The sequence below is a fragment of the Acidocella aminolytica 101 = DSM 11237 genome, from assembly GCF_900129125.1.
Classification (GTDB): Bacteria; Pseudomonadota; Alphaproteobacteria; order Acetobacterales; family Acetobacteraceae; genus Acidocella; species Acidocella aminolytica.
The window spans coordinates 16662-28693 of sequence record NZ_FQVJ01000042.1; the positions used below are offsets into that span (position 1 = coordinate 16662).

8 protein-coding genes are annotated in these 12032 nt (G+C 63.7%); 3 read left to right on the forward strand and 5 right to left on the reverse strand.

Going from position 1 to position 12032, the window contains the following annotated elements; translation table 11 throughout:
- Positions 1-9: 9 nt before the first annotated feature.
- The 4 genes from addA to tsaE are packed head-to-tail and all read right to left on the reverse strand — an operon-like array spanning position 10 to position 7456.
- Positions 10-3414 (reverse strand): double-strand break repair helicase AddA, encoded by a 3405-nt coding sequence (addA, locus tag BUB54_RS16870; RefSeq protein WP_048880143.1) that lies wholly within the window; start codon positions 3412-3414, stop codon positions 10-12.
- Positions 3401-6304 (reverse strand): double-strand break repair protein AddB, encoded by a 2904-nt coding sequence (gene addB, locus BUB54_RS16875; RefSeq protein ID WP_048880142.1) that lies wholly within the window; start codon positions 6302-6304, stop codon positions 3401-3403. The genes addA and addB overlap by 14 nt, the downstream gene beginning before the upstream one ends.
- Positions 6304-7029, reverse strand: a complete 726-nt coding sequence (locus BUB54_RS16880; RefSeq protein WP_048880141.1) for a nucleotidyltransferase family protein — start codon at positions 7027-7029, stop codon at positions 6304-6306. Before BUB54_RS16880 ends, addB begins: the two co-directional genes overlap by 1 nt.
- Entirely contained in the window at positions 7019-7456 is a 438-nt protein-coding gene (tsaE, locus tag BUB54_RS16885; RefSeq protein WP_048880149.1) for a tRNA (adenosine(37)-N6)-threonylcarbamoyltransferase complex ATPase subunit type 1 TsaE, read from the reverse strand. The genes BUB54_RS16880 and tsaE overlap by 11 nt, the downstream gene beginning before the upstream one ends.
- Before the next feature lie 58 nt (positions 7457-7514).
- Between tsaE and BUB54_RS16890 the strand changes: the two genes are divergently transcribed.
- The 3 genes from BUB54_RS16890 to BUB54_RS16900 all read left to right on the forward strand — a co-directional run bounded on the left by BUB54_RS16890 (position 7515) and on the right by BUB54_RS16900 (position 11586).
- Positions 7515-8525, forward strand: a complete 1011-nt coding sequence (locus BUB54_RS16890; protein WP_048880140.1) for an NAD(P)/FAD-dependent oxidoreductase — start codon at positions 7515-7517, stop codon at positions 8523-8525.
- Positions 8526-8554: 29 nt separating this feature from the next.
- A complete protein-coding gene (locus tag BUB54_RS16895; RefSeq protein ID WP_048880139.1) occupies positions 8555-9997 on the forward strand; it encodes a glycosyltransferase family protein in 1443 nt (480 codons plus the stop codon).
- Between the two features lie 110 nt (positions 9998-10107).
- Positions 10108-11586, forward strand: coding sequence for an NADP-dependent isocitrate dehydrogenase (locus BUB54_RS16900; RefSeq protein ID WP_048880138.1), 1479 nt, complete (start codon positions 10108-10110; stop codon positions 11584-11586).
- 122 nt (positions 11587-11708) lie between these two features.
- Here BUB54_RS16900 and BUB54_RS16905 read toward each other — a convergent pair.
- Positions 11709-12032, reverse strand: a 324-nt coding sequence (locus BUB54_RS16905) for a transposase (RefSeq protein WP_139284971.1), incomplete at its 5' end; no start/stop codon positions are given.

Here is a 12032-nt window from a genome sequence, read left to right on the forward strand (position 1 = left end):
CCGGGGGGATCAAGCCAGCCCGGCTCTCTCCAGCAGCGCGTCAGGCACGGGCATGGCGGCGGCGCGCGCGGTCCAGACCAGTACGCACCGCACGGGACGGCCAGGATGAATCTGCCGCAACACGGCCCGGTAGGCGGCGAGCTGGAGAAGATATTTCTCTGGAATCCCGGCCGGGCTGGAAGGGGGATTTCTGTCCGTCTTGTAGTCCGCGACGATGATTTCGTTTGGGCCGATGAACACACGGTCCGCGACACCCCCAACCTCGCGGCCCGCCACCACGCCAGCCAGCGGCATTTCAGCACCAGAGCCGGGGCCAAAGAGCGGTTCAAGGCTGGGTTCATGCAGAATTGTCAGGACCGAGGCGCAAATTTCCGCCGCCTCCGCCGCCAAGCCGGGCTGGGCGGAGAGATAATCCATGGCCGCTTGCCGCCGGGCCGAATCGGGCAGGCTGGGGAGATGCTGCAACAAGGCATGCACCGCCGTGCCGCGCGCCATGGCCGCCGCGCGTTTGGCGGCGGGCGTTTGCGGCCCGGCCAGGGGGCTGATGGCCAAAGCGGCGCGGGAGGTTTCCTCCGTCACGCGGCTAGGGACGATACGTTCCGGCCCTGGGGCTTCCTTCGGCGCGGGGGCGGCCTGCCAGTCTGGCGCGCGGCCGGCCCAGGGTGGCAAGACGGCGGTGCGGGCTTCGCGGGCCTGGGTGATGCCGTCCGGCTTGGCGGTTTGGGGGCAGTCATATACCAGATCGCCATTGCCCTCCTGCCGGGCGGACAGGCGGTTAAAGCCGGATTTCACGGACTCATACCAGCAATCCGGCGGGATGGCCCGGCGTCCAGCGGCACCACAGATGAGAATTTCATCCTCGGCACGGGTGAGCGCCACATAAAGAAGGCGGTTATATTCCTCGATCTGCGCGTTACGCTTAGCCTGCAACTCAGCCGCCAGAACATTGGCGCGCAGCTCGGTGCGGGGGCAGAAGATGGGGATTTGCATGTCCGATTGCGGCACATCCATCCAAAGCAGCCCGGTTTCCGCCTGGGGCAAGCTTACCGTATCCGGCATGATGACGATGGGGGCTTGCAACCCCTTGGCGCCGTGCACGGTCATGATGCGGACTTCATCGCCGCCTGCCTCAGCCTCGCGCTTGATAGCGGTGGCGGCGTTGCGCAAGCGATGAACAAAGGCCTGCAAGCTGCCTGGCTCGGCGATGGAGAATTGCAGCGCCTCGGCCAGGAACTCGTCCAGAGGTTCGGCGGCTTCCGGGCCAAAGCGTGAGAGCAGGCGAGCACGGCCGCCGAGTACGCCCAGCGCGTCCGACAGCAGGGCGAAGGGCGTGTCAAAATCCGCGCGGGCGCGCAGGGCTTCGTAAAATGATTTGGGCGCGCGCCATTCGGCGCGTTCTTCTGCCCGCGCATAGAGCGCGCCAACCAGGGAGCCGGGGCGGTTCATCGCGAGGTCCATGAGGCTTTCGTCCGGCAGGCCGCCGAGCGGGGAGACGAGGAACTGCGCGAAGGCGAGATCATCCTCCGGCAACAGCAGCGCATCGCAAAGGGCCAGCATGTCCGACACCACGGGCTGTTGCGGCAATACCATGCGGTCCAGCCCCGCGACATCGATGCCGCGTGATTTAAGCTCCGAAGTGACCGCGCCGACAATGGCGCCGCGTGAACGAACAAGGATGAGGAAATCGCCAGGGCGGGCATTGCGGTTTTTCGCGGGCAGAGGCTGGGTCAGGCGGTCCTGGATGTAGTCGCCCAGCTTGCGGGCAAGGATGGCAATGGAAGAGTCCGCGTTCTGGTAATCCTCTGGCAGATCCCAATCTGGGATTTCGGCGGCTTCGGTGGCTTCGGCCAGGGGCCAGAGGGTGGCTTTACCCGCCTGCCCCACGCGGCTGATGTCATGGCGCAGCGTTTCGCCCGGTGCGATGACGCCGCTGCGAGCGGGGCCTTCGACGAATACGGCGTCGGTGAGTTCCAGCACCGGAGCGGTGGAGCGGAAGGAGACGGACAACGCGCCATCCAGCCAGCCGCGCCCGGCGGAGATGGCGGAGGCTTTGAATTTGTCTTTGTAAAAGCCAAAGCTTTTAAGATTTGCACCCTGGAAGGAGAAAATGGACTGCTTGGGGTCACCCACCGCGAAGATGCTGCGCGGCTCCTCCCGCGCGCCAAGGCCGGCGAAAAATTCCGCCGCGATGGCGTTGGCGATTTCCCATTGGGCGGGTGCGGTGTCCTGCACCTCATCCAGCAACAAATGCTCGATGCCGCCATCCAGCTTGTAAAGTACCCAGGCGGCACCGGGGTCAATGAGAAGTTCCGATGTCTGGTTGATAAGGTCGCTATAGGAAAGTTCAGAAGCGAGGCTTTTGGCTTCACGCTCCGCCAACGCAACGGGACTGAGAATGTCCAGCAGCGCCTGGTTGATGTTGACGAGGCGGACGAGTTTCAGGCGGTCCTGGAGATGCCGGATGCGCTCGGCTTCTTTTTCTATTTCCGCCTTGATGAATGACTTCTCAGCCTCAAGTGCTTTGCCGAAATGCTTACTCAGGGTGAGCACTGTGCCCTTTTGAGTAAACAACGTTTCGAGCCACGGCACCCTGTTTGCAATGCGTTGATCTTGTGTCAAAGCAAGCCAATCCAGCCCGACATAAGCCCACTTCTGGCCCGTTTGCGTTCCGCGGTTGGCCACCAGCCGCAGATAATCACGCAATTCTGTCTCGCGTGGCGGTGAAACGAAATGGCGCAGCAAAGCAACTTCGTCCTCATCCTCCGCCGCCAAAGCCGCGCGCAGCAACGCCGTTATGGCCGCTCGCGTTTGTTTCAGAAATTTACTGCCCACGCCTTCAACAAATTTGCCGCTCAGGTCGGAGAAACGCTGTTCGTCGATTTCCGCCGCCAGCGTGCCCACGGCGCCACGCGCGGTTGGGTGGGCCAGCACGCGCTCCCGCGCCTCACGCAAACGCTGACCCGCCGCCTCGTCATCCGCCACGGTGAAATGCGGGGAGAGCCGGGCTTCCAGCGGAAAGCGCCGCAGGAGCGACTGGCAAAAGGCGTGGATGGTTTCAATCCGCATTCCGCCTGGAAGATCCAGCACATCCGCGAAGAGCTTGCGGGCGCGGGAGAGGGTTTTAGCATCCGGCGCGACATCCAGCGCCAGCAGCTTCGCGCTCAAATCCTCACGCGGCATCGCCACCCATTCACCGAGGCGCTTATTCAGGCGGATTCGCATTTCCGCTGCCGCCGCCTTGGTGTAAGTGAGACAGAGGATTTTCTCCGGCGCCGTGCCCGCCAGCATCAAACGCAGCAGACGGTCGGTGAGCAGCTTGGTCTTGCCGCTGCCCGCCGAAGCCGCGACGAAGGCGGAAATGACCGGGTCGGATGCCGCTAATTGCTGGCGGTTGGCGTCTTCAATCGCTGACATTTTCATCCTCCCCACCCCATTCGGCACGGCGCGAAACGCCCGCGTAAACATCGTATTTGTTTTCTCGCCCCGGATGGGGAGAGGCAAGAAACGCCTTTTCAGGATCAGCGAATTTCTCAAGCAGCTCCACCACGCCCGCCGCGCGTTCAATCACCTCCCGCAGTTCCTCGGGTTTTTTCAAAAGCATTGTCTCGGCCCCCGCCGCCGCGCGGCCGGAGAGAGCAACGTAAAGCAGTTCTTTCACCTCGGCCATGAAGCCCTCGCCAAAGGCACCAACCTCCGCCATCACGGCTTCCAGCGGCAATTGCGGGGCGGTACCGGCTTTTACTTTTTTCTCGGGCGGCACAGTGCCGGTTTTATAGTCGATGATGCGGAGCTTGCCGTCCGTATCACGCTCAATCCGGTCGGCACGGCCTTTCAGCAGAAAATCACCAGGAAGTTTCCATTCACCCTTATGCTCCAGGGCGCGGGCGATGGGCATACCGTTGGCGGCCACGCGGGCCCGTTCGGTTTCCACCAACCAATCCGCGATGCGTTCCAGCCGCGCCAGCCACCATTGGGCCAGCGCCTCACGCGGGCGGGATTCGCGCATGGCAACTTCCAGCACATGGCGCAGGCGCACGGGGGCGTCTGGCGCATTCACGTCGGATACCGCGAAGAACTTCGCCAAACCAGCATGCACCACATCACCAAACTGGCTGGCGTCGCTCTCCTCGTCCAGCGGGTCGAGCGGGGAAAGCTTCAGCACCTTTCTGGCGTAAATCGCGTAAGGGTCGGCCAGCAGGGTCGCGATGTCTGAGATGGAATAAACGCGCGGGCGTTTGTCCGCGGGCGGTTTGGGGCGCGGACGGGGGCGCGGTGTGCGCTGTTGCGGCAGGTCCAACTGCGCGGCCCAGAGTGCCGCCTCATGTTGGGGCAGATCAATCCCCTGACCCGCCAGCATCGCGGCAAGGCGCGTCAGCCAGCGGGCGGGTACGGCGGGGGCGCGCTCGCGCCGTTTGGGGGCAGCGAGAATCACGTGTGGGCAGGCGCTGGCCAGGGAGAAAAATCCATGCGCGGCCTGGCCGATTTTCAATTCCGGGCTGGGCAGCCCGGCCTGCTTGCGCATCGGGCGGGAGAGCCAGGGGCCAGGTTCCTCCGGGGAGGGCCAAACGCCTTCCACCAACCCGCCCAGCACCGCCACGTCCACGCTTTGCAACGCCGCTTCCTGAATGCCCCAAATGGCGATGCGGGGGTGGCCGTCCTTCGCGCGCGGGCGGCGCACCACCTGGCCTGCCAGTAGCGCGTCCAGAAGGTCCGGCAGATCGGTGGGGGCCATGTCTGGCATGTCCTCCAACGCCGTGAGGCTTTCAGCCAGCAAGGCGGAGAGCGCGTTGCCCGCTTCCCCCACCCAAAGCCGTGCCGGGCCGGGCTCGTCCGGCGTGGCCGCGAGGGTTTCGCCAGCCTCGATCAGTGCCGTCAGCGCCGCCACGGGCGTTACCGCACCGGCCAGAGCCAAGGGGGTGAGAATGCGCTCCAATTGAGTGAGGAAATCCTTTTCGGCCTGATGTTCTTCCCTCAGCCGGAAGCGCAACCCTTCCAACCCTGGCGGCGGGCGCGGGCCGCGCAAGGCATGCTTTTCCAGCCGCCGCGCCATGTCCCGGAAGGCTTGCGGGGGAAGGTTACCCGTGGCGAGCGGGTGTTTTAGCAGCGCCAGCAGCGGCAGCGGGGCATAATCCTCCCGCGCGGCGCGGGCCAGCAGGCGCAGATACACGGCGGGCGGGGTGGCGGCGAGCGGCTCGCCCGCGCTGTCATCCGCCGTGATGCCAAAGCGTTTCAGCGCCGCCCCCACGCGCGCGGCCAAAGCCCGGTCCGGGGTAATCAACGCCGCACTTTGTCCTGGCGTCTGCAAGGCTTGGCGCAGGATCATGGCGATGGCCAAAGCGTTCTGCGCTTCGTCGCCAGTTTCCAGCCGTGAAAGGCCGTTTAGGTTTAAAGACACAGGATTTTGCCATTCCGACAACGCGGCGGCGGGCAGCAAGGCGCGGGAGAGCACGGCACCGCGCCCCCGCGGTACGGCGCCGGGCAAGGCGGGCAGTTGCTCAACCTCCTCCACCCGCGCGCCAATATCCGACAGCAGCCGGGCGATGCCGCCTTGGGCGTGGGAATCCTCAACGCCGTCCCAGGCGTCCGCGTACAAATGCGGGTCGAACCCAGGCAATATCAACCGGCCTTGCGGCAGCCCCGCCACCATCTCCGCCATGCGGGCGATGGCGGGCGTGCCCTCGGCGGCGACCATCCAGACCGGGCCGGAGGGCGGGTTTTCACCCCAGGCCTTGGTCTGCGCCTCAATCAGCAAGACCAGGCGCTTGGCCGGGTTCATCACCCCCTCAGACGCGAGGATGTTCGGCCAGGCGTGGGTAACGATGGTGAGGAATTCCAGCGTGCGCTGCCAATGCGCGGCAAAATCCTCCGGGACCAGATTAGGCAACGCCGCCGCCAGATCCACCCCGGCATGGTCGGCCTCGTCCAGCAGCGTCGCGAATTCGGCGGCCAGTTCCCAGGCGGCGGGGAGTTTTTGCGGGGCGCCGCTCTCCTGCGGCATCCGCAGGATGAGTTGCGCCAGGAGCGCCCGCCGCCGCGCGGGAGCCATGGCGGGCGGCAAGGAGAACCCGGCCGAGAGCAACAGCCTGGCCTCATCGATATTGCCCAGCGCCACAATGCGCGGCAACAGCAACGCCTTGCCTTCATTGGCTTCCAGAAACGCCCCGGCCAGAGCCTGCGCGGCGCGGCGGCTGGGCAGAATGATCAGCCCCTCATGCCCGCCGTCTTCATCCAGCCACAACCGGGCAAGCGCGGGCAGAAACGCGGCCTCTGGCGGGAAGGCGCCGATGCGCGGACGGCGCGGCATCAGGTGGAATTACCCACTTCCCGCGCGGCGAGAAGCTCCTCCGCACGTTCAATGTCGGCGGGGGTGGTCATGTGCAGCCAGACGCCGTCATGGATGATCGCGTTCAACCGCCCTTCGGCCAGCGCCTCGTCCCAGAGGCGGTTCATGGAGAAAGACTCCACCGCCGCGCCGTGCAGCAGCGTTTTGGTGGCGATCTGAATACCGGAATAGAGATAAGGGGCAACCTCGCGCTCCAGCCTGCGGCGCAGCTCACCTTCGCGGGACCACATGAAATCACCATAGCGCGTCTCGGCGATGGTGCCCGCCGAGCGGGCGAGCAGCAAGGTTGCATCCTCCCGCGCGGTGTCAAAGGCGGCGGCGAGGCGCGGCAGGGCGGCGGAAGGGCCGTCCACCCAATAGGAGTCGCCGTTGAGAATATAGAAGGGCACGTCCGGCAGCACGCCTTGCGCTTCCATGGCGGCAAGGGCGCCGCCTGTGTCCAGCAGCCTGTCCTCGCGCAGCACGGTGACGTTGTCATATTGGGCGAAAAAACTTTCCACCTGATCCGCCAGATGGAAGGCGTTGGCGATCACTTTCTCGACCCCGGCATCGCGCAAGCGCGCCATGGTGTGCGCCAGAATTGGCTGGCCCGCCAGAGGCAGCAGCGGCTTGGGCGTGGAAAGGCTCAAGGGCCGCATCCGTTCGCCCAGCCCCGCGCAGAAAATCACCGCTGTGTCAGGTTGCATCAAAGCCTCTCAAATCGCCTTCAATCTCAATCTCGCGTCCCGTACCGGACAAAGAAAGCCGCAGCCGCCACGCCCCGGGCGGGGTGAAATCCTCCAGGCGTTCCGGCCATTCCACCAGGGTAATGCCGCTGAGTGCTTCGTCCCATCCCAACTCCTCCAGCGCGTCTGGCCCGTCCAGCCGCCAGAGGTCATAATGCCAGATCTCGGTGCCGCCCGACGTCTCGTAGCTTTGCACAAGCGTGAAAGTTGGGCTGGGCACGGCCAGGGCCGGGTTGCCCATGAGGGCGCGGATAAAGGCCCGCGCCAAGCTGGATTTTCCAGCCCCCAACTGGCCTTCCAGCAGCAGAACATCACCTGGCCGGGCGATGGCGGCCAGCTTTTCTCCCAGTCGCCGGGTCTCCGACTCGTCCTTTAAGTACAAACGCATGCGCTTGTTTTGGAGCCAGACGCTTGATTGGAAAAGGGGGCCAGGGCAAAGCAGGCGCATGGAACGGATTTCTGCCGATGTGGCGATCATAGGCGCTGGCCCTGCCGGCATGTTCGCGGTGTTCGAATGTGGGATGTTGAAAATGTCCTGCGTGTTGATCGACGCGCTGGACGAGTTGGGCGGCCAGTGCGCCGCGCTTTATCCTGAAAAGCCAATTTACGATATTCCCGCCCACCCGGCCATTGAGGGCGGCGAGCTGATCACCAAGCTGGAGGAGCAGATCGCACCCTTCCCGTGCGCCAAGCTGCTGGGGCGGCAGGTGACGGGGCTTTCTGGTGAGGCCGGGAACTTCACCCTCACCACCAGCGCGGGCGATGAAATCCAGGCCAAGGCCATTATTCTCGCCGCCGGGGCCGGGGCTTTCGGCCCCAACCGCCCGCCTCTGGAGGGGCTGGAAAGCTTCGAGGCCACCGGCGCTGTGCGCTATTATGTCAAGAAGCGTGAAAATCTGCGTGGCAAGCGCGTGGTGATCGCGGGCGGGGGCGACTCGGCGGTGGACTGGGCGCTGGCCTTACAGGGAATCGCCGCCAGCATCGCCGTGGTGCATCGCCGCCCGAAATTCCGCGCCGCACCAGAGAGCACGGCCCAGCTCGACACCTTGGCCATGGCGGGCAAGGTGGAAATGGTGATTCCATACCAGCTTCACGCCTTGCACGGCGCGGCTGGCGCGTTGGAAGAAGTGGAAGTGGCGGACCTGGATGGCGCCACAAGGCATCTGCCCGCCGATGTGCTGCTGCCTTTCTTCGGGCTGGCCATGGAGCTGGGGCCGATTGCCGATTGGGGGCTGGGACTGGAAAAAAGCCATGTGGCGGTTACCCCCCCGACCATGGAAACCTCCCTGCCCGGCGTGTTCGCGGTGGGGGATATCTGCACCTATCCGGGCAAGCTGAAGCTGATCCTGCAAGGCTTCGCCGAGGGTGCGGTGGCGGCACATGCGATTTATAACATCGTAAACCCGGATAAGGCGCTGCATTTCGAATATTCCACCACCAAGGGCGTGCCGGGCTAAACCCCTTCCCGCACGCAAGGAACCTGCATATGCGGCGCTGGCTCGCCAGATATCCATTACTGACTTGCCTGTTGCTGGCCTTGGCCTTCCGCCTGCCCGTGGCGCTGTTCGACCATAATTTCATCGCGCCCGATGAAATCGCGCAATATCTCGGTCAGGCGCACCGGCTGGTTTATCATCACGGGCCGGTCCCGTGGGAATATCAGGTGGGTTTGCGCTCCTGGCTGATTCCAGGCGTGCTGGCGGGACCGATGTGGGTGGTAAAGGCCTTGGGCGGCTCCCCCGCCGCCGGGGTGGCGCTGATCAAGCTGCTGCTCTGCTTTCTGTCGCTCTCGATTGTCTGGTGCGCGTTCCAGTGGGGACGGATCTATCATGGCATCAAAGGCGGGTTGATCGCGGGCGGGCTGGCAGCGATATGGCCGGATCTCTGGATCATGGCGCCACATGCGCTGGAAGGCGTGCTTTCAGCCTGTAGTCTGGTTCCCGCCGCTTATTTTGCCACGCGCGCACGGCAAACCGGCGAGTCCCGGCATATTATGGCGGCTGGGTTTCTGCTGGGGCTAAGTTTTGTTCTGCGCGAACAGCTGGCACCGGCCATTGCCGTTATCGGCCTCTATCTCTGTGGCCGGAATGTGAAAACATGGCTGATGGGCGTTGGCATTGCCTGCCTGCCGGTCTTGTTGGTCGGCGGGCTGGACTGGCTGACCTGGGGCCAGCCTTTTCGCAGCTTGTGGCTGAATGCCTATCTCAATGCTGTTCTTGGCATTTCCTCTGGCGCCTTCGGTGCGCAACCTCCTTGGTTTTATGTTCTGCGCTTCCTGGCCGATTGGTTGTGGAGCCTTGCCGCAATCATCGCCCTGGCTTGGCGGGGCGCACGGGTAGCGCCGATGCTGGCCGTTGCCGCGATTGCCATTATCGCCGAGCATAATCTGATCCCGCATAAGGAATTCCGGTTCCTGTTTCCGGCCATTGCATTGATTGTGCCGCTGATTGGCATCGGGCTGGGCGGTGTCATGCCTCGCCTCTCCATGGCGAAACGCTGGGGGTTGGGGCTGTTCCTGCTCTCCGGCCCCTTCATTACCCCTTTCACCGCCTATAATTTGTTGCTGGAGACCACCGCTTCACAACTTTATGGTGAGTTGGCGGCGCGCCATCCTTGTCTCGTGGCTGTAGGGGAGGCGAACAGCTACTTCATGCCGATCGTTCCGCTTTTCAGCACAACCAGTTTCACCTCGATGCGGGATGCCGTGAACGCGGATGCCATCGTCGCGGTCAAGGGCAGCGCAAACATTCCACCCGGTTTCACGCGCGAATCCTGTGTCGTCATGAAGCGGATTTTCGCTGGGAAGCATCCGGTTGAAATTTGCTACTGGGTCCGCGGGACGGGATGGTGCGAGCAAACCGGTCCGGCTGGGCCTCTCAAATTTGTGTTTCCGCCCGCCGCGCGGGCCTTCAAGATCGCGGGCGGATAGCCTCCAGAGCCGCCTTCAGCCCATAGCCGCATTGCCTTGCGTCGCTATATGCCGCGTCGCAACAGGAGGCTATAAGGCGCGCACCTAAACATAATGCATGGAGCAAGTTCATGACAGCTGATGCCACCCCAGCCCCGAAAACCAAAGTCACAGCTTTGCCGGGGGACGGTATCGGCCCCGAGGTCATGGATGCCACCATCAAGATCCTGGCCGCCGCCGAGGCCCCCATTGAATGGGAATTCGCCGAGGCTGGCGCCAAGGCGTTCGAACGCGGGGTGGTCACCGGCGTGCCGCGTGAGACGCTCGATTCCATCGGCGCCAACAAGCTGGCGCTGAAATCCCCGCTGGAAACCCCCATCGGCTATGGCGGCAAATCCGCCAACGTGACGATGCGCAAATATTTCGAGCTTTACGCCAATATTCGCCCGGTGCGTGAACTGCCCGGCATCCAGACGCCGTTTTCCGGCCGTGGGATCGATATGGTGATCGTCCGCGAAAACGTGGAGGACGTATATGCCGGTATCGAGCATATGCAGACCACCACCGTCGCGCAGTGCCTGAAGCTGATGACCGCGCCGGGTTGCGAGCGCATTATCCGCGCCGCCTACGGTGTGGCCCTGGCCGAGGAACGCCAGAGCGTGACCGTGGCGCACAAGGCGAACATCATGAAGCTCACCGAGGGCATGATGAAGCGCATGGGCGAGAAGGTGGCCCGTGAATTTCCGGGCATCAAGGCCGGGCAGGTGATTATTGATAACTGCGCGCACCAGCTCGTGATCCGCCCCGAGGCTTACGATGTCATCGTGACCTCCAACATGAACGGCGACATCATTTCCGACCTCGCGGCGGGCTTGGTCGGCGGGCTGGGGATCGCGCCATCCTCCAATCTGGGCGATCAGGTGGCGATGTTCGAGGCCGTGCATGGCTCCGCGCCGGATATCGCGGGCAAGGACATGGCCAACCCCACCGCCCTGCTCTCCGCCTCCATCATGCTGCTGCGCCATATTGGCGCGTTTGACGTGGCGGAGAAGGTGGAACAGGCGCTGTTCGTGACGCTGGCCGAGGGCCGCAACCTCACCGGCGACCTTGCCCCGCGCGGCCATGGCGTGGGCACCAAGGCCTTCACGGATCAGGTGATCTCCAATCTCGGCCGCAACTCGGCCATGAAGTCCCGCACCTACAAGAAGCTGGAACTCACCGCCTGGCCGAAGCTGACCGCGCATATGGAACCCTCGACCCGTGAGCTGGTGGGCATTGATGTGTTCCTGGAGACGGACCTGGACGCCGAGACGCTGGGCAAGACGCTGGAGGAAATCTCCGCATACAGCCCCTTCACCCTCACCGGCATCTCCAACCGCGGGGTCACCGTCTATCCGCCGACGGGCGGGCAAACCTTCCTGGTAGACCATTTCGCCGCGCGCTTCATGCTGAAGCACCCGATCTCTCTGGCTGGTAACACCGCCGAGGGACAGCCGGAAATTTCCTATCTGGTGCAGCGCATCGGAGCGAAATTCTCCTGGATGCATATCGAGAAATTGCAGCGTTTTGACGGCAAGGACGCCTTTGAACGCCCGCAAGGCGAAGGCTGAACCGAAAAAAGGCCCCGAAAGGGGCCTCAGACCGCTGACAAACCCCGCTCATTTTTGGGCGGGGAATTGTTTTACGCGACGGATGGCTCTGTGCGGGTGTGATTTGTGAGGGGGTTTCCCTCTCAGGCCGGGCTTGGCGTTGGTGCTTTGGTGAGTGCCATGGCGATTTTTTTGATATTTTGTGCGGTGGCGGCGAGCAGGCATTGGCAGGTGACGCCGGTTAAGCCTCGGAAGCGTGCGTAGCGGTGTCCGAGGAGTTGCTTGGCATCGGCGAAGGACCGCTCGACCGTCTCTTTTCGTCGTTTATAGATGGCCTTGCCCCATGAGGTGAGGCGGTTGGCGTCGGTCCGCTCGCGGGCCTCGCGCCAGACATGGCGGGTGATGCTGCGCTCAGCCTTGGCGTTGCTGGTACAGGAGGCGAGCAGCGGGCAGGTCCGGCAGATGGC